We start from the raw sequence: 17,361 nt of genomic DNA, 5'->3' as shown, positions 1-17,361 counted from the left end.
CTGACACATCCAGGCCGCCCCGCGAGGGCGGCCTTTTCCGTGTCCGGGGAGGCGGTCCGCGCGGGCGGCACCGACCTTCGAGGAGCAGACCCCATGAGGTTTTCCGGCATCACCCCGTCCGGGCACGCCCAGCTCGGCAACTACCTGGGCGCGATCTCGCACTGGGCCGCGGCAGGAGGGGCGCGGGACCTGTACTTCGTGTCGGACCTGCACGCCATGACCACCTCGCACAACCCGGCCGGGCTGCGGGCGCGCACCAGCGAGATGCTCGCCGTGCTGATCGCGTCCGGAATCGCCCCGGAACGCGTTTTCGTCCAATCCGATCTCGCGCGGGAACTGGGCGCGCTGACGTGGTTGCTGGAATGCACGTGCAGTTTCGGCGAGGCCGCGCGGATGATCCAGTTCAAGGAGAAGGCGGGTGGCCAGAGCGGGGTGCGGCTCAGCCTGCTGACCTATCCCGTGCTGATGGCCGCCGACATCCTGCTGCTGGGTGCGGACGAGGTGCCCGTCGGCGAGGACCAGCGGCAGCACGTGGAGCTGGCCCGCGCGCTCGCGAAGCGGTTCAACTCCACCTACGGCGAGGTGTTCACCGTGCCGGAGGCGGTGCTGCCGCCCACCGGGGCGCGCGTGCGGGACCTCGCCGACCCGGCGCGGAAGATGTCGAAGTCCGGCCGGGACGCGGCCGGGGTGGTGTTCGTGCTCGACGAGCCGGACCTGATCCGCCGCAAGGTGCGCCGCGCGGTCACCGACGCCGAGTCCGTGCCCGCCTACGACCCCGAGCGGCGGCCGGGGGTGTCGAACCTGCTGGAGATCCTCGCCGCCTGCACCGGCACCAGCCCGCGTGACGTGGCGGAGGCGTACGGCTCGTACGGCGCGTTGAAGGAGGCCGTGGCGGACGCGGTGATCGAGACGCTGCGCCCGGTCCGCGAAGGAACGCTGGCGCTGCTGGCGGATCCGGCGGAGCTGGACCGGATCCGCAAGGCGGGCGCGGCCCGAGCGGCGGAGCGCGGCGAGCACCGGCTCAGCTCGGCGCTGCGGCTGATCGGCGCGGGCTGAAGGACCGGTGGCCCGCGGACCTCAGGCTTCCAGCAGCTCGTGCAGCGCGGGGAGCAGTTCGAGGTCCGCGGGCAGCCACCGCAGGTCGTCGAGCGCGGTGGCGTCGATCCACCGGACTCCCTTGTGCTCCAAGGCTTTCGGGCGCGCGTCCGGGTCGGTTAGCTCGGCGGAGTACACCCGCAGCACGAGGTTCGAGCGCAACGGCACGTCGGCCCCGACACGCGTGCCGACGGTGATCTCCACGCCCAGCTCCTCGACGCACTCCCGGCGCAGCGCCTCCGGCTCGGTCTCGCCCGGTTCCACGCGGCCGCCCGGCAGCTCCCACCGCCCCGCGACCTCGGGTGGGTACGCCCGCTGCTGGACGAGCAGGGAACCACCCCGCACGATGGCCGCCCCGACGATCACTCGCGCCTTCACGAAGCGGAGACGTTACCGGCACGCCGCCACGTCACCTGGAAGCGGGCACCGCCCTCCGGCGACTCCCCGACGGTCACCCGCCCGCCCCGCCGCCGCACGGCTTCGGCGACCATCGCGAGCCCCAGCCCGCTGCCGCCGGAGCTGCGGGACCGGTCGTCGGCGACGCGGTAGAACCGGTCGAACACGCGGTCCCGGTGCTCGGGCGGGACGCCGGGCCCGTCGTCGTCGACGACCACCCGCACGCTGCTGCGGCCCGGCACCACGGACACCACGATCTGCGAGCGCGCGTACCGGCAGGCGTTGCGCAGCAGGTTGTTCAGCACGAGTTCCACCTCCGCGTGCGCGGCGTGCGCCCAGGCCGAGCCGACGACGCCGTTCACCCGCGCGGGGGGCGCACCCGCCGGCATCCTGGCGACCGCGTCCCTGGCCTCGGTGACCAGTTCGACCGGTTCCGCGGGCGGTACCTCCCCCGCGTCGGACCGGGCGAGCGCCAGCAGCTGGTCGAACAGCGCGGACAGGCGTTCCGCCTCGTCGAGCACGTCGGCGAGCGTTTCCTGCGCCAGTTCGGGATCGGGGTTGGCGACCGCGACCTCGGCCTGCACCCGGATCGACGCGACCGGCGAGCGCAGTTCGTGCGCGGCGTCGCCGGTGAACCGGCGCAGCCGCCTGCTGCTCTCCTCCTGCCGGGCGAGCAGGGCGTTGAAGTCCTCGGCGAGGGCGCGGAGTTCGTCGTGCGCGCGCGGCACGGGCAGGCGTTCGCCGGGCGGCAGCGCCCGCAGCGACCGGCGCATCCGCTCGACGGGCCGCAGGGCCATGCGCACCACGAACCACGTCGCGATCGCGGCCAGCACGGCGCCGACGAGCGCCGCCCACAGCAACCACGTCGAGCCCGTCCGCACGGCGGAGTCGAGGCCGACCAGGCCCGTGCCCGCGACGACGAGCCGCAGCGAGCCGTCGGGTGTGGGCACCACCGTCCCGCGCCACGCCATCGCTCCACTGTGGACGGACGTGCCGGCCTTGAGCGCCCTGACCTCGCCCTGCCCGAGCCCAGGGACGGGACCACCGCCGTCGACGGGGGCGCCCGCGGTGTCGAGCACCCGCACGACCATGCCGTCCACCGGCGCGGGCGGGCGGCCCGCGGACACCGCGGCACCGGCCGGGCCCAGCGCGGCGCCGAGTTCGGCGTCCGCGGAGGCCAGCCGCAACGGGCCGAGACCGCGCCCGGCCAGCACCGCGAACCCGACCAGGACCGCGAGCGTGACGACGGCGGCGGGCAGGGTGATGCGGAGCCACATGGGCCAGCGGGCGATCACCCCGGCAGGACCTCGTCGAGCTGGGCGTCCGAGGCGAGGTAGCCGTGGCCGCGCACGGTGCGCACGAGCGAGCCCGCGCCGACGGCGTCCAGCTTGCGGCGCACGTACCCGACGTACACCTCGACCACGTTGCGCGTCGCGGCCTGTTCGTCGCCCCAGACCGCGCGGAGCAGCTCGTCCTTCGTCACCACCGTGCCCGCCCGGCCGACGAGCACCTCCAGCAGCCCGAACTCCCGCGGGCTCAGCGCCACGGGCTCGTCGTGCCAGCGCACCTCACGCGTCGCGCGGTCCACCACCAGGCCCCCGATCCGCAGCGGACCGCGGACGGCCTCGCTCTGCGCGCGCCGCAACACGGCCCGGACCTGCGCGACCAGCACCACGAACGAGAACGGCTTGACGAGGTAACCGTCGGCACCGAGGTCGAGCCCGTCGGCCTGGTCCACCTCGCCGTCCTTCGCCGAGATCATCAGCACCGGCGTGCCGATCCCCTGCGCCCGCAGCTGCTGCAGGACGCGGTAGCCGGACAACCCGGGCAGCATGATGTCGAGCAGCAGCACGTCGAAGGTGCCGGTCTGCGCCAGCCGCAGCCCCGACGGCCCGTCGGCCGCCGTGAGGACGTCCATCCCCTCCGCACGCAGGCCGCGGTGCAGCGCCTTGCGCACACCCGGCTCGTCGTCCACCACCAGCACCCGAGGCTTCACGCTGCCCAGAATGCACCGTTTTCGCTGGCCGTGCGCCCGTTCTCAGCGCTCTCTCAGCGTCTCAGCCCGATCTCAGTGCCGGGGAGGGAGCGTTTGCGGCGGGGACGGAGCACACTGGTGCTCGCCACGACCAGGGAGAGATCACGATGCGACCGAAGACGAAGGCCATCACGGCGGCTGTCACCGGTTCGGCGCTCGGCGCGGCCGGGCTCGCCTGGCTGGCCATGCCGGCGAGCGCGGGCGAGGCACCCGTGCTGCCGTCGATCAGTGCCGAGGAGCTGGTGCAGTCGGTGCTGGCGACGAAGACGCCCGCGCTGGACGGCACCGTGCGGGTGGACAACAACCTCGGCCTGCCGACGTCCACGCTGCCCGGGGGTGTGAGCGTGAACGTGGACGCGGCGCACGTCTACAACGACGGCAACGGCAACAGCAAGCTGTCGATCGAGCAGGGCACCGCCGACACGACCATCATCCGCAACGGCACGACGGTGTGGCAGTACAGCTCGAAGGACAACTCCGTCACCAAGACGACGGCGACCGAGCACGAGGCGCCTCCCGGGGTGCAGAGCGATCCGGCGGCCGCGGCCACGCAGCTGCTGGCGAAGGTGCGCGAGAGCAGCACGGTGACCGTGGAGGGCACCGCGCGCGTCGCGGGCCGGGCCGCGTACGAGCTGGTGCTGACGCCGAAGCCGACTGAGCACACGGTGTTGCGCGAGGTCCGCGTCGCGGTCGACGCCGAGAAGCGCGTGCCGCTCCGGCTCGCCGTGATGACGTACGGCTCGGCCGACCCGGCGCTGCAGGTGGCGTTCAGCGACATCGAGTTCACCCCGCAGCCGGCGAGCGAGTTCCAGTTCACCCCGCCGCAGGGGGCGAAGGTCACCGAGCGGCAGGCGAAGCCCGAGCAGCACGAGGCCGCCGGCGACCTGAAGGTCGTGGGCGACGGCTGGGACACCGTCGTCACCGGCACGTACCCGGCCGAGGCGCTCGCGCCGAAGCAGGGCGGCGGCAGGCAGGTGGACCCGCGGAAGCTGCTGAGCCAGTTCGGCAAGCCGGTCAGCGGCGCCTTCGGCAACGGCTGGCTGATCAGCACCAAGGCCGGTAGCGCGCTGGTCACGGCCGACGGGCGGTTCGCCGCCGGTGCGGTCACCGAGCAGACGCTGATCGACGCGCTGAGCGCGAAGTGACGACGTCCCCGGAACTCGAGCTCGGGGCGGGCGTGTCCACGTCCGCCCCGGCTCCGGCACTCGCGGCGCGGACCAGGGGGTTGCGCAAGGTGTACCGGAGCACGGTCGCGGTGGACCAGGTCGATCTGGACGTGCCCGCGGGGGCGGTGCTGGGGATGCTGGGCCCGAACGGGTCCGGCAAGACCACCACGATCCGGATGCTGCTCGGCCTGGTCCGCCCGACCGAGGGCGAGGTGGAACTGCTGGGCAGGCGCATGCCGGACGAGTCGGCGCACGCGCTGCCGGACGTCGGCGCCCTCGTCGAGGGGCCTGGCTTCCACCCGTTCCTGTCGGGCAGGGAGAACCTGCGGCGCCTCGCGGCGGCGGAACCACGCCTGTCCACTTCGGACATCCCGAAGGCCGTCGAGAACGCGCTGGAGCGGGTCGGGCTCGCCGCGGCGGCGCACCGCCGGTACCGCGGCTACTCGCTGGGCATGAAGCAGCGGCTCGGCCTCGCCGGGGCGCTGCTCGTGCCGCGGCGGATGGTGGTGCTGGACGAGCCGACGAACGGCCTCGACCCGGCGGGCACCCGGGAGATCCGGCGGATCATCGGCGAGCTGCACGCCGACGGCGTGACCGTGCTGGTGTCGTCGCACCTGCTGGCCGAGGTGGAGGCGACGTGCACGCACGTGGCGGTCCTGCACGACGGGACGGTGGTGGCGCAGGGCGAGCTCGACGACCTGCTGGAGTCCGGCAGCCCGGGCCTCGTGGTGTCCACACCGGACGGTGACCTCGCGCTGGAAACCCTGCGGGAGCACCGGATTCCCGGCAAACTCGTGCCGGACGGCGTCCGGGCGGACCTCACGGCCGTGGCGGCGCCGCAGGTGGTCGAGGCGCTCGTGCGGGGCGGGGTCGCGGTGCACGAGGTGCGGCGGGAGCGCACGGGCCTGGAGGACCTGTTCGCCCGGCTCACGCAGGACGAGGCAGAGCCGGACGGACTGTCCGATGTGGACGAGGTGAGCGCATGACGACCGCGACACTGACAGCGCCCGTGCAGCGCACGGCGGTGCCGCTGCCGCGCCTGTACCTGGCGGAACTGCGCTGGATCTTCCGGCGGCCACGCACGCTCATCGTGCTCGGGCTACTCGCGTTGATCCCGGTGATCGTCGCGATCGCGCTCCGGATCGGCGGGTCGGGTGACGGTGGCGGCGGGCCCGAGGCCCTGTTCACCACGGCGGCGGCCAACGCGTTCGTGCTGCCGATCGCCATCCTCACCATGACGCTCACCCTGTTGCTGCCGCTCACCACCGCGATGTCGGCGGGTGACGCGATCGCGGGCGAGCTGGCGAACGGCACGCTGCGCGGCTGGCTGCTCGCGCCGGTCAGCCGTGGTCGTCTGCTGGCGGTCAAGGCGCTCGGCGTGGCGACGTTCACCCTCGCCTCGGTGGCGCTGATGGCCGTGGTCGCCGTGGTCGCGGGGCTGGTGCTCAACGGCACCGGCTCGCTGTTCACGTTGTCCGGTACCACGTTGTCCTTCGGCGCGGCGCTGGGCAAGATCGCGATCGCCGTCGGCTGGGTGACGCTGCAGCTGTGGGCGGTCGGCGCGGTGGCGCTGGCGATCTCGGCGTGCACCGAGCACCCGATGCTCGTCGTGGTGTCGGTGCTGGCGGGCACGATCGTGTCGAACGTGCTGCTCCTGCTGTCCGCTGTGGACTGGCTGCACCCGTTCCTGCTGCCGAAGTCCTGGGACGCGCTGGCCGACGTGCTGCGGGACCCGATGCCGACCGCGGCGCTCGGCGAGGGCGCGCTCCGCGCCGCCTCCTACGTCGTGGTCGGGCTGGCGCTGGCGTACGCCCGGATCACGACGAAGGACGGTTGATCTCCTCGGCCAGCTCCTCCGCGAGGTCCGGGGTCGCCGCGGCGATCCCGGACCAGCGGCGGCTGAGGTCCGGGTCGATCTCGACGGGACGGCCGTAGGCGTCGATCAGGGCTCCGCCGGCGGCGGGCAGCAACACGGCCGCGGCGGCGATGTCCATGATCCGGTGGGTGTCCGAGCCGGGGTCGGCGAAAGCGTCCAGCGAGCCCTCCGCGACGAGCGCGGCTTCGAGGCAGCTGCTGGACAACACCCGCACCCGCCCGGCACGGCGGCTGACCCGAAGCCACGCGTCCTCGCTCTTCGGGTGCGGCCGCAGCAGGCTCACCGCGGCGCCGTCCAGCTCGCGGCGGCCGGTCGTCCGGTACGGCAGCGTCTCCCCGGCCTTCGCGTGCCAGCTGCGCCCGGTGTCGAGCCACGTGGTCAGCGACTCGACGGCCTCGCCGTCCACCGCGACCACGCCGGCGAACGCCGAGAACGGCACCCCCGCCACGGCGTTCGACGTGCCGTCGACGGGGTCGACCACGAGCGTGACGGCCGAGCCGTTGTCGATGACCCCGATCTCCTCGCTGATCAGGTTGACCCGGTGCGCGTCCACCGTCTCCGCGACCGCGGTGTCGACCAGCTGGTCGAGCCTCGTGGTGGGAGTGCCGTCGGCGCCCATGTCGACCTTCTCGGCGAGCTGCGTGCGGTCGAACCGGCCGCGGGCGTCGCGGAAGGCGGCCACCGCCGCGCGGGCGACGGCGGCGAGCGCGGGGTGGGTCCCGGCGGGGATCTCGGGTTCGGGCACCGGCCAGTGGATCATGCGTTCCCTTTCGTCGGCCGCAGGACTACCCCTTGATCATCCAGCTCAAGCCGGATTCCGTCACCCGGGTGGAGTTCGGCGTCCACCGGGGCGACGGCGTCCACCACCCCGTGCCCGGTCCGGACCCGCAGGCGCACGTGGTCCCGCCGGTGCACCCTCGTGAGGACCTCGCCTGCGATGCCGTGCTCCGCGACGCGCAGGGCGTGCGGGCGCAGCCCGATCCGGACCGGGCCGTCCGGCTCGTCGCGGGTGAACTCGCCCAGCGGGAACCGGATCACGCCGTCTTCGGCGGTTCCGTCGAAGAACGTCGTCACGCCGAGGAAGGCGGCGGTCTCGTCGTCGGCGGGGCGTCGCCACACCTCGCGGACCGCGCCCACCTGCCGGATCTCGCCCGCCCGCAACACGGCCACGCGGTCGGCGAGCGTGAACGCCTCCTCCTGGTCGTGCGTGACGAGCAGCGCGGGGATCTTGGCGTTGCGCAGCACCTCGGCGAGGTCAACGGCGAGCTGCTCGCGCAGACCGGCGTCCAAACCGGACAGTGGCTCGTCCAACAGCAGCAGGCGGGGTTCGGGCGCGAGTGCCCGCGCCAGCGCGACCCGTTGCGCTTCACCGCCGGACAGCTCCGTCACGCGACGCCGCTCGTACCCGCTCAAGCCCACGAGTTCCAGCAGCTGCCTGACGCGGTCCTCGCGGTCCTTAGCCGGCATCCTGCGCATCCTCAGCCCGAACGCGATGTTGCCCGCGACGTCCCGGTGCGGGAACAGCTGCCCGTCCTGGAACACCAGCCCGAACCCGCGCTCGTGCACCGGCACGCGGGCGAGGTCCTCGCCGTCCCACCGGACGCTGCCCGCGGTGAGCGGCTCCAGCCCGGTGATGGCGCGCAGCAGCGTGGACTTGCCCGAACCGGAGGGGCCGAGCAGCGCGAGCACCCCGCCGTCGGCGATGTCCAGCTCGGCGTTCCGCACCGCCGTGAACGAGCCGTAGCGGACAGTCAGGCCGTGCACCGACAACGACATCAGAACTCTCCCACCCGGCCGGAGCCGATCCGGTCGATCACGACCACGGCGGCCGCTGTCACGAGCATCAGCAGCGCGCAGGCGGCGTAGGCCATCTGGTTGTTCAGCTCGCCCGGCCGCGCGATGAGCGACGCGATCGCCACCGGCAACGTCGGTGTCTGCGGCCGGGCGAGGAAGCTCGTCGCGCCGAACTCGCCGAGCGCGACGACGTACCCGAAGCCCGCCGCCGCGACCACGGACCGGATCGCGAGCGGCACGTCGATCTCCCGCCAAACCCGCAGCGGGCCCGCGCCGAGGGTCGCCGCGGCCTGGCGCAGCCGGTCGTCGATCGACCGCAACACCGGCAGCACCATCCGCACGACGAGCGGGATCACCACGAGCGCCTGCGCGAGCGGCACGAGGATCGGCGAGGTCCGCAGGTCGCCCGGCAGCGCGTCGAGCGTGATGAGGTAGCCGAACCCGACGGTCACCGCGGACACGCCGAGCGGCAGCATCAACGCCGCGTCCATGCCCTCCGCGAGCCCGTGCTGGAGGCGACCGGGCGCCCGGCGCAGCGCCACGACCAGTACCGCGGCGGACACCCCGACGAGCAGGGCCAGCACGGTCGCGTCGGTCGCGGTGAGCAGCGAGTTCACCGCCGCACCCCAGCCGGAGATCTGCAACGTGCCGTCGTTGCCGGTGGTGGCCAGCGCGCGGTAGCCCGCGAGGCTCCAACCGTCCTCAGTGGACACCGAACGCAGCAGCAGCGCGACGATCGGGGTCAGCAGCAACGCGAGCACCACGCCCGCGGCACCGACGACCCACCACTCGCCGCCCGTCGGGCGCCGCGCGGTTTCCCCACGGGCGCGGAGTTTGAGCGCGGTCTCCCGGCGGCGCCGGGCCGCGGCCCCGAGCAGCAGCGCGGCGAGCACCGCTGCGATCTGCACCAGGGACAACGCGGCGGCGCCGGTCAGGTCGAGCAGGTTCTCGGTGCGCAGGTAGATCTCGGTCTCCAGCGTGCGGAACCGGCCGCCGCCGAGCACGAGCACCACGCCGAAACTGGTGGCGCAGAACAGGAACACCACCGCCGCCGCGGAGGTGATCGCGGGCAGTAGCGCGGGCAGGGTCACCGAGCGGAAGGCCCTCGCCCGCGAGGCCCCCAGCGAACGTGCCGCGTCCTCGGCCCGCGAGTCGAGATGCGCCCACAGCCCGCCCACCGTCCGCGCGACGACGGCGACGTTGAAGAACGCGTTGGCGAGCACGATCGAGAGCACCCCGCCGTCGGGCCACAGCGCGCGGAAGGCGAGCCCCACCACGACGGTCGGCAGCACGAACGGCACCAGCACGAGCGTGCGGACGAGCCCGACGCCCGGCAGCCGCACCCGCGCGAGCACGAAGGCCAGCGGCATCCCGGCGACCACCGCGAGCACGGTCGAGCCGGCCGCCTGCGCGACGGTGAACCCGGCCAGCCGCCACGTCTCGCCCGCCACGAGCGCGGCACCCACGCCGCCGTCGGCGAACCCGCGGCGCAGGATCGCCAGCACCGGCCAGGCGAAGAAGACGACCAGGAACCCGAGCGGCACCAGGGCCAGCAGCCCCAGGCCGGCGCGGCTCACTGGCCGAGCAACGACCGCCACTGCCCGATCCACCGCTCACGCCCGCTCTGCACCTGGTCGGCGGGCAGGCTCGCGGAGTCGCGCGGCAGCGGCGCGGCGTCCGCCCACGCCTTCGGCAGCGCCACGCCGTCACGCGCCGGGTAGACGTACATGCTGTCCGCCACCGTCGCCTGGAACTGCTGCGACAGCAGGAAGTCGATCACCTTGTGCGCCTTGTCGGCCTGCTTCGTGCCCGCCAGCACCCCGGCGTACTCGACCTGCCGGTAGCAGGTGTCGAGCAGTGCCTTGGTGCGCGGCTTGCCGTCGTCACCGATCTCGGCGGCCGGCGAGGAGGCGTAGGAGACGACGATGGGCCGCGGGCCCTTGCCGGAGGAGCCGGAGAAGTCCTGCCCGTAGGCCTCCTCCCAGCCGCTGACCGACTGCACGCCGTTGTCCTTGAGCTTCTGCCAGTAGGCCTGCCAGCCCTGCTCGCCGTACTTGGCGATGGTGCCCAGCAGGAACGCCAGGCCCGGCGAGGACGTCGCGGGGTTCTCCACCACCAGCAGGTCCTTGTACCGCGGGTCGGTGAGGTCGTCGTAGCCCGTGGGCGCCGGGAGGTTCCGCTCGGTGAACCAGTTCGTGTCGACGTTCAGGCACACGTCACCGAGGTCCACGGCCGACATCCGGTGCTCGCTGTCGACCGCGTAGCGCTGCGGCCCACGATCGGCCTCGGGGCTCGTGTACGACTCGAAGATGCCCTCGCTGAGCGCCCGCGAGGCGAAGGTCGAGTCGATGCCGTACGCGACGTCGCCGATCGGGTTCGCCTTCGTCAGCACGAGCGAGTTCGTGAGCGCGCCTGCGTCCCCCTTCTTCAGCACGGCGATCTTGATGCCGGTCTGCTGCTGGAACGCGTCGAGCACCTGCTGCGGGGCGGCGAACGAATCGTGCGTGACGAGCGTGACGGTCGCGCCGGCGTCGTCGTTCGAGCCGCCGCCCACCAGCGTGCAGCCGGTGGTGAGTACGGCGGTCAGGCCGAGCACGACCACCGCGCTCCACTTGCCTCTCATGGCCCCTCCTTGTGCTCACCGGCAGGAGGGGATCAGGCCTCCTTGCGCCGGCGTTATCCGGAATCAAGTTCGGACGGTCGCGGGTTCGCACCCGCCTCTCAGCCCGGTCTGGTCCCGGACTCCCGTGGCAACCGTGCAGCGTACCGGGCGCGGGACCACCATGGAGACATGGCAGAGCTACTGACCGACGACCAGATCGCCGACGCGCTGACGCGGCTGCCGCACTGGAAGCGGGAGGGGGACGCGCTCGAGCGCACGGCCGAGCTCGGCAGCTTCCCGCAGGCGATCCAGGTGGTCAACCGGGTCGCCGAGATCGCGGAGAGCGTCGACCACCACCCCGACATGGACATCCGCTGGCGCACGGTGACGTTCCGGCTGAGCACCCACTCGGCGGGCGGGCTGACCGAGAAGGACGTCTCGCTCGCCGCCGAGATCGACGGGGTCGTCGACGCGCTGTGATCTTCGCTACCGCGGCAACATCCGCGGTGACCTCGTGCGTTGGCGGAGTGGAGGGAACGCACGATGTCGAAGATCCTTGTCAAGGTCGCAGGGTTGGCGGTGGTGTTCGCGGTGCTGTTCGGCGGGGTCGCGCAGGCGGCCGAGGCCGGCACCCGTCAGCAGCAGGAGAGCGCCGCGGTCCAGTCGACGGGCGAGACGCGCGCGGTCGTCGTCGGGTCGCTGGCGTTCGTGTTGATGCTCGGGGCCGCGGGTGCGGTGTTCTGGTACACCGCCCGCAGCAGGCACTCCCCGGAGTGATTTGCGTCACAGGGTGTTAACGGTGGTCTTGATCAAGGCGCTTCCACGCGCGGAACGTCCGCACCAGCCCCTCAGGATCGCCATGAACCGCACCCTGTCCTCGGCCCAGCGCACCTGGGTCACCGCGATCGCCACGACGGTCACCCTGCTGGCCGTCATCCTGCTCGGCCTCGCCGGCTGAGCGCTTCTCCGGAGCCCTCCCCGTGCGCGCGGGGAGGGCTTCTTTTTTGGGGCGGCCCGGTTCAGACGTTGAAGCGGAACAAATCGCGACCTGCGGGAACGCCCGGGTTAGCGGCCTGACCTGGGTGTTCCTCGCTCGTCGATGGTGGTCGTTTGCCGTGCTCGATGGCTGTCCTGACGAACGGCTGACGAACAGGGGTGAGCGCGCCCGAGTGATGTCGCTGACTTTTGCCTTGGGCCGAGACTCGCAGGAGCATGTCGGCGACGATGGCGGTTTGCCCTCGCTCGTGAGTCGTCCTCACGAACGGGTCAATCATCCACGGAGGTGCAGCCGGGGCAACTCCAACAAAGAGGGCACTTCCGTTGTACCCTGCATCCATGGATCCAGCTCGCTTTGTCGCCCCCGAGTTCGGTCGACCAGTTAAGAAGCCCGGCGACAAGTGGGCCTTCTGGTACTTCGAGCCTGCCGACCTGCCACGCTATCTCGATCTGTCGCTTGACACCGTCTTGGCACTATCGAGGGCCGACGCGGCACTTGGACGACTCTCTGGCGTAGGTCGACTATTGAGTAACCCTGGCATCTTGGTACAGCCCTATCAAAGGCGAGAAGCTGTGGCCAGCTCGCGAATCGAGGGAACAGAAGCTTCGCTTTCAGACGTGCTTCAGGCTGAAGCAGCAGTGGAGCCGACCGAAAGCGATGACATTGCTGAGGTTTTCAACTACCAGAGAGCATTGAACGAGGGCATTAGGCTCCTCGAATCGCTGCCGATATCCACTCGATTGATTCGGGAAATTCACGCCATTCTACTGTCTGGCGTTCGAGGCCAAGAAAAGCGGCCGGGCGAACTGCGAACCAGCCCAGTTTGGATCGGGTCCCCCACAGACTCGCCCGACACGGCGGTCTTTGTGCCACCACTGCCAGAACTACTCGGAGATCACCTGAAGGACTGGGAAAACTTCGTACATGAAGACGACAAGCTCCCAATTCTGATCAAATGCGCTTTGATGCACTACCAATTTGAGACGATTCACCCCTTTTTGGATGGAAATGGGCGCATTGGAAGGCTCCTAATAACACTTCTCCTTATCGAGAAGAAAGTTCTTGAGCTACCTCTACTGTATGTCAGCGCATACATGGAGACCAACAGGCAGGAGTACTACGACCGATTGCAAGCCGTTCGCGAGCGAGGGGAAGTCCAGGAATGGATTCAGTTCTTCCTGACTGCGGTATATCGTCAAGCAACTGACGCCGAAGAGCGAGCAGGGAGACTGGTTGAGCTTCGAGAATCGTACCGATCGATGCTCGCGGGGACCAAAAGCCGAGCAGTCGAGGTGGTCGATCTCTTGTTCTCGAACCCGTTCGTCACCGTGAAACGGGTTGAGACCAATCTAGGCATCACAAATCAAGGGGCAAGAAATCTACTGACCTCAATAGAGGAAAAGGGTATTCTCAGAAAAATAGGTAGCGTCGGCCGAGGTGGTCGAATTTTCTGGCTTGCCGAAGACATATATCAGATCGTCGGCTAAGCCATCGTGCGCAACCTCCAACGATCCGCCCGGCATCGTTGGAATCCACGCGCGGCTGCGCAACCAACGTTGGAACGTCGTGCGCAACCTCCAACGATCCGCCCGGCATCGTTGGAATCCACGCGCGGCTGCGCAACCAACGTTGGAACGTCGTGCGCAACCTCCAACGATCCGCCCGGCATCGTTGGAATCCACGCGCGGCTGCGCAACCAACGTTGGAACGTCGTGCGCAACCTCCAACGATCCGCCCGGCATCGTTGGAATCCACGCGCGGCTGCGCAACCAACGTTGGAACGTCGTGCGCAACCTCCAACGATCCGCCCGGCATCGTTGAACCCGTTAGCTTGGGGGTCATCCCGTCGCCTGATGGCGTCTCGATCACACCGTGGCGGAGCCGCATCCCTCGTCCGATCCGCCGGCCGAATTCGCCAAGCTTGCGGCTCCGGCGCGGTGTGATAGCCATCAGTCAGGCGACGGGATGACCACCAAGCGCCCTCACCCTGCCAACGCAACCCCGCCTGCGCTATCCCGGCCATCCCGGAGCCTGCCTGCCCGGCCAATACCGCTAAGTTAGTACGTTTTACCTGGTCAGGGCGTTACCGGAGGCTCTGTTCAGTCGTTCCCGCCGGTTAGGCGGTTCTCCACTTGAGACAGTCGCCGTTGCGGTTGAGGGGAATCTTCAATTGAGGCAACTGTTCTGTCGGGGTGTGACCGCTCTGTGGGCGACGCCTCCAAACGCCTCTGAGCTGCGGAAACTCGCCTAAACTTAGCGGTATTGCCTGCCCGGCGAGGGCATCTTTTCCTCTTGCGGCGGCTGTGGGGCCGCCTGGCCTCCGTCGAACCGCCACGCGGGACCGGCGCCAGCCGCACGCCCGCGTCTGGCGGTTCGACAGGATGAGGGCCGGATCAGCGGCCCCGCAGGGGCCGCCTTGACCGTGGAGAGCGACGAGATCGCGGGCTGGCACCGGGCACAATCAAGACACGCTTCAACAACATCCGGGCGGTGTTTCGCGGTGCGGTTCGAGACCGACTGATCGCGTCCGATCCCACAGACGGTGTTCGGCTTCCCCGTACCCGTCGTTCCGAGGCTGCGATGGCCCTCCCCACGCCCGAACAGGTCAGGGCTCTACTGGCTGCGGTTGATTCGAAGTTCAAGCCCTTCGTCGCGCTCTGCGCGTTCGCCGGGCTCCGGCTCGGTGAGGCTACCGCTCTCCGGCTCGCAGATTTCGACTTCGACCAGGGCAGCATCAGGGTTGCTCGGCAGGTCCAGCGCGAAGGTCGCGGCGGTGTGGAGATTCGAGCACCGAAATACGGGTCAGAGCGTGTGGTACACGTCTCAGACGACCTGCTGGCGTTGATCGAGGACTATGTCGCCATGCATCGATCGACGGGTGAGCCGGACTCGTGGCTGTTTGAGGGCGAAAGCGGAAATCCACCTCATCAGAACACCGTGGGCTACTGGTGGCGGCTGACTCGCAAGGCGGCTGGATGCCCGACGCTCCGCCTGCACGACCTTCGACACTCCTTCGCCTCGGGGGTCATTGCGGAAGGATGTGACGTCGTCACCGTTCAGAGGGCACTCCAGCGCGACTGTGACACTCAACACCTACGCGCATCTGTGGCCGAGCGCGGAGGACCGAACCCGGCTCGCGTCTGCCCGGTTGTTTACGGACGTTGTGGGTCGCTCTGACGATCCACTGACGCATCCGGAAGTCGCGTCGGCGCCTGACCTGGGCGAACAGCCTCGGTTCAGACGTTGAAGCGGAACTCGACCACGTCGCCGCGGTTGGCGAATGTTTGTTGACCTCGCGCCCCGGTGGCTCCGTAGCTCGCCCGTGACGGAGTCCGGGACCTCGGCCAACTTCCGCTCCTTATGCACGCCGTTGGGGCGCGTCCGATCCGCGGGCCTGGCCTCGATCGTGGACCGCGTCACGGACTTGCAGGTCGGCGCTACGGGCCAGGACCGCCGCGAGACCTCGAGGGCGTCGGCGGCGTCCACGGCGAGGCGCTGTGGAGTCGAACGTGTGCTCGCCTCTCGATCAATGCGGGCGGTCAGGAGACTTCCCTGCTCAACTTGCCCAGCCATTCGACGAGCAGCTGAGTCTCGGTGGCGCCCAGGATGTGTGGATGTGCAGCGGCAACCTCGATCGCCGCGTTGAGGGCGTCTCCCTGTCCGGTCGCCGTGCCGGTGATCGCCGCCATCACTCCCTCGCGCACAGCGTGGCTCAACTCCGGGTCCGGCTGCGCAAGGATGATCTGGCGCAGGGTGACGCCGATGTTCGAGACGAGGACATGGGCTGCGGCCTGATCCGGCGACACCGCCAGGCGACCCTGATCAGCGGCCCGCGAGGTGAGCCCCTTCAGTATCTCGTTCGCTCTCGACTGGCCGGCGGGCGGGTGGCCCGGGCTGACCTTGCCGTACATGAGGGTGTAGAAGCCCGGGTTGGTCAGGCCGAATGCGACGTGGGCATCCCATCCGGCCCGTATGTCCTGGATCGGGTCTCCTGAGGACTCCATCGCCGCCTTCTCGCCGAGGTAGAGGTCGAAGCCGTGCTCGACGACGGCGTCGATCAACCCCTGCTTGGAGCCGAAGAAGTGGTACAGGGTCGGCATCTTCACGCCCACCGCGTCGCATACCGCGCGCAGGGAGAAGTCCTCGCCGGGCGAGGCGGCGATGAGGTCAGCGGCAGCGGAGATCAGCCTCTCCCGTGTATCACTCGACGCCATCTCCATAATGTCGCTATAGTACCGTATGTAGCCACGCTACATTGATACATACTGGTGACACAGAGGAAGCACGATGACCGAGCACACTCTCGCAGGAAAGAACGTCCTCATCGCCGCGGGCGCGAAGAACCTCGGCGGCCTGATCGCCCGCCAGGCGGCCGAGGCCGGGGCGAACGTCGCGATCCACTACAACTCCGATTCGACGCGCCCGGACGCTGAGCGGACCCTTGCCGCTGTCGAGGCCGCCGGGGTCAAGGGCGCGATGTTCCAGGGTGATCTCACCGTCCCGGCCAACGTCGAGCGGCTGTTCGCCGATGCGGAGGCGGCGATCGGGAAGATCGACGTCGCCGTGAACACGGTCGGCAAGGTGCTGCGCAAGCCGATCGTCGAGACGACTGAAGACGAGTACGACTCGATGTTTGACATCAACTCCAAGGCCTCGTACTTCTTCATCAAGGAGGCCGGCAGGAAGCTTGCCGACGGCGGGAAGGTCATCACAATCGTCACCTCGCTGCTCGCGGCGTTCACCGGCGGGTACTCGACCTATGCCGGCGGCAAGTCCCCTGTGGAGCACTTCACCCGTGCAGCGGCGAAGGAGTTCGCTGAGCGGGGCATCTCGGTCACCGCGATCGCGCCGGGGCCGATGGACACCCCGTTCTTCTACGGGCAGGAGACCCCTGAGCGGGTCGAGTTCCACAAGTCGCAGGGCATGGGGAACCAGCTGACCAAGATCGAGGACATCGCACCCATCGTGCGCTTCCTCGCGACCGAGGGCTGGTGGATCACCGGGCAGACGATCTTCGCCAACGGCGGCTACACCACTCGCTGACAGGGAGGGATGAGATGACGGACCTGACGATCCCCGAGCCCGTGTCGTCGTTCATCGACGCCGTCAACCGACACGACGAGGCGGCGTTCCTCGGAGCGTTCACCCCGGACGGCGCGGTCGACGACTGGGGCCGCGTGTTCACCGGACGCGACGAGATCAAACGATGGAGCGACAAGGAGTTCATCGGGGCGCGCGGCACGCTCGCCGTCGAGGAGGTCGACGTCGCGGGCAGCACGATCACCGTCGTCGGCGACTGGCGTTCGAACTACGCCAACGGACGCTCCACGTTCATCTTCGACATCGCAGGCGACAAGCTCGCGAAGATGACCATCCGCGAGGGCTGAGAACGCTTCTTCG

18 protein-coding genes and 1 riboswitch are annotated in these 17,361 nt (G+C 69.9%); of the genes, 10 read left to right on the top strand and 8 right to left on the bottom strand.

The features are described 5' to 3' along the window. Positions 1-93: 93 nt before the first annotated feature. Positions 94-1,056 (top strand): tryptophan--tRNA ligase, encoded by a 963-nt coding sequence (gene trpS / locus BMZ92_RS28360; protein ID WP_091513712.1) that lies wholly within the window; start codon positions 94-96, stop codon positions 1,054-1,056. 21 nt (positions 1,057-1,077) lie between these two features. Here trpS and BMZ92_RS28355 read toward each other — a convergent pair whose 3' ends face one another. The 3 genes from BMZ92_RS28355 to BMZ92_RS28345 are packed head-to-tail and all read right to left on the bottom strand — an operon-like array spanning position 1,078 to position 3,487. Next, entirely contained in the window at positions 1,078-1,473 is a 396-nt protein-coding gene (locus BMZ92_RS28355; protein ID WP_091513709.1) for a (deoxy)nucleoside triphosphate pyrophosphohydrolase, read from the bottom strand. Beyond that, positions 1,470-2,768, bottom strand: a complete 1,299-nt coding sequence (locus BMZ92_RS28350) for an ATP-binding protein (RefSeq protein WP_091513819.1) — start codon at positions 2,766-2,768, stop codon at positions 1,470-1,472. The genes BMZ92_RS28355 and BMZ92_RS28350 overlap by 4 nt, the downstream gene beginning before the upstream one ends. A 14-nt stretch (positions 2,769-2,782) precedes the next feature. Beyond that, on the bottom strand, positions 2,783-3,487 hold the full coding sequence (locus BMZ92_RS28345) for a response regulator transcription factor (protein WP_177228904.1): 705 nt from the start codon (positions 3,485-3,487) through the stop codon (positions 2,783-2,785). Positions 3,488-3,633: 146 nt separating this feature from the next. Between BMZ92_RS28345 and BMZ92_RS28340 the strand changes: the two genes are divergently transcribed. Genes BMZ92_RS28340 through BMZ92_RS28330 form a run of 3 tightly spaced genes read left to right on the top strand, consistent with a single transcriptional unit; the run spans position 3,634 to position 6,529 of the window. Further along, complete coding sequence (locus BMZ92_RS28340; protein WP_091513703.1) at positions 3,634-4,671, top strand: LolA family protein; 1,038 nt, start codon at positions 3,634-3,636, stop codon at positions 4,669-4,671. Next, positions 4,668-5,678: an ABC transporter ATP-binding protein gene (locus BMZ92_RS28335; RefSeq protein ID WP_091513700.1), complete on the top strand. Its 1,011-nt coding sequence runs from the start codon at positions 4,668-4,670 to the stop codon at positions 5,676-5,678. The genes BMZ92_RS28340 and BMZ92_RS28335 overlap by 4 nt, the downstream gene beginning before the upstream one ends. Continuing rightward, complete coding sequence (locus tag BMZ92_RS28330; protein WP_091513698.1) at positions 5,675-6,529, top strand: ABC transporter permease subunit; 855 nt, start codon at positions 5,675-5,677, stop codon at positions 6,527-6,529. Before BMZ92_RS28335 ends, BMZ92_RS28330 begins: the two co-directional genes overlap by 4 nt. On the opposite strand, the gene BMZ92_RS28325 is transcribed toward BMZ92_RS28330, so the two are convergent. Genes BMZ92_RS28325 through BMZ92_RS28310 form a run of 4 tightly spaced genes read right to left on the bottom strand, consistent with a single transcriptional unit; the run spans position 6,510 to position 10,985 of the window. Then, a complete protein-coding gene (locus BMZ92_RS28325) occupies positions 6,510-7,328 on the bottom strand; it encodes an inositol monophosphatase family protein (protein WP_091513696.1) in 819 nt (272 codons plus the stop codon). The genes BMZ92_RS28330 and BMZ92_RS28325 overlap by 20 nt on opposite strands. Further along, positions 7,325-8,344, bottom strand: a complete 1,020-nt coding sequence (locus BMZ92_RS28320) for an ABC transporter ATP-binding protein (protein ID WP_091513692.1) — start codon at positions 8,342-8,344, stop codon at positions 7,325-7,327. Before BMZ92_RS28320 ends, BMZ92_RS28325 begins: the two co-directional genes overlap by 4 nt. Then, entirely contained in the window at positions 8,344-9,939 is a 1,596-nt protein-coding gene (locus BMZ92_RS28315) for an ABC transporter permease (RefSeq protein ID WP_245783299.1), read from the bottom strand. Before BMZ92_RS28315 ends, BMZ92_RS28320 begins: the two co-directional genes overlap by 1 nt. Then, entirely contained in the window at positions 9,936-10,985 is a 1,050-nt protein-coding gene (locus tag BMZ92_RS28310; RefSeq protein WP_091513690.1) for a thiamine ABC transporter substrate-binding protein, read from the bottom strand. Before BMZ92_RS28310 ends, BMZ92_RS28315 begins: the two co-directional genes overlap by 4 nt. Positions 10,986-11,007: 22 nt before the next feature. Beyond that, positions 11,008-11,121: riboswitch (TPP riboswitch) on the bottom strand. Positions 11,122-11,153: 32 nt separating this feature from the next. Here BMZ92_RS28310 and BMZ92_RS28305 point away from each other — a divergent pair. From BMZ92_RS28305 to BMZ92_RS28290, 4 genes are all read left to right on the top strand, one after another. After that, positions 11,154-11,444: a 4a-hydroxytetrahydrobiopterin dehydratase gene (locus BMZ92_RS28305; protein WP_091513687.1), complete on the top strand. Its 291-nt coding sequence runs from the start codon at positions 11,154-11,156 to the stop codon at positions 11,442-11,444. A gap of 63 nt (positions 11,445-11,507) precedes the next feature. Further along, the gene (locus BMZ92_RS28300) at positions 11,508-11,741 is read left to right on the top strand and encodes a hypothetical protein (RefSeq protein WP_091513686.1); all 234 of its coding nucleotides are present in this window, start codon (positions 11,508-11,510) and stop codon (positions 11,739-11,741) included. Between the two features lie 558 nt (positions 11,742-12,299). After that, the gene (locus BMZ92_RS28295; RefSeq protein WP_091513683.1) at positions 12,300-13,448 is read left to right on the top strand and encodes a Fic family protein; all 1,149 of its coding nucleotides are present in this window, start codon (positions 12,300-12,302) and stop codon (positions 13,446-13,448) included. A gap of 1,093 nt (positions 13,449-14,541) precedes the next feature. Then, positions 14,542-15,138: a tyrosine-type recombinase/integrase gene (locus tag BMZ92_RS28290; protein ID WP_245783298.1), complete on the top strand. Its 597-nt coding sequence runs from the start codon at positions 14,542-14,544 to the stop codon at positions 15,136-15,138. A gap of 362 nt (positions 15,139-15,500) precedes the next feature. Here BMZ92_RS28290 and BMZ92_RS28285 read toward each other — a convergent pair whose 3' ends face one another. Then, positions 15,501-16,181, bottom strand: coding sequence for a TetR/AcrR family transcriptional regulator (locus tag BMZ92_RS28285; RefSeq protein ID WP_091513681.1), 681 nt, complete (start codon positions 16,179-16,181; stop codon positions 15,501-15,503). Between the two features lie 67 nt (positions 16,182-16,248). Between BMZ92_RS28285 and BMZ92_RS28280 the strand changes: the two genes are divergently transcribed. Further along, complete coding sequence (locus BMZ92_RS28280; protein ID WP_091513679.1) at positions 16,249-17,004, top strand: SDR family oxidoreductase; 756 nt, start codon at positions 16,249-16,251, stop codon at positions 17,002-17,004. Between the two features lie 14 nt (positions 17,005-17,018). Beyond that, a complete protein-coding gene (locus BMZ92_RS28275; protein WP_091513676.1) occupies positions 17,019-17,348 on the top strand; it encodes a nuclear transport factor 2 family protein in 330 nt (109 codons plus the stop codon). Positions 17,349-17,361: the final 13 nt, after the last annotated feature.

The sequence above is a fragment of the Amycolatopsis sacchari genome (genome assembly GCF_900114035.1).
In the GTDB taxonomy this organism is placed as follows: Bacteria; Actinomycetota; Actinomycetes; order Mycobacteriales; family Pseudonocardiaceae; genus Amycolatopsis_E; species Amycolatopsis_E sacchari.
This window is presented reverse-complemented; position numbering and strand designations above follow the sequence as displayed.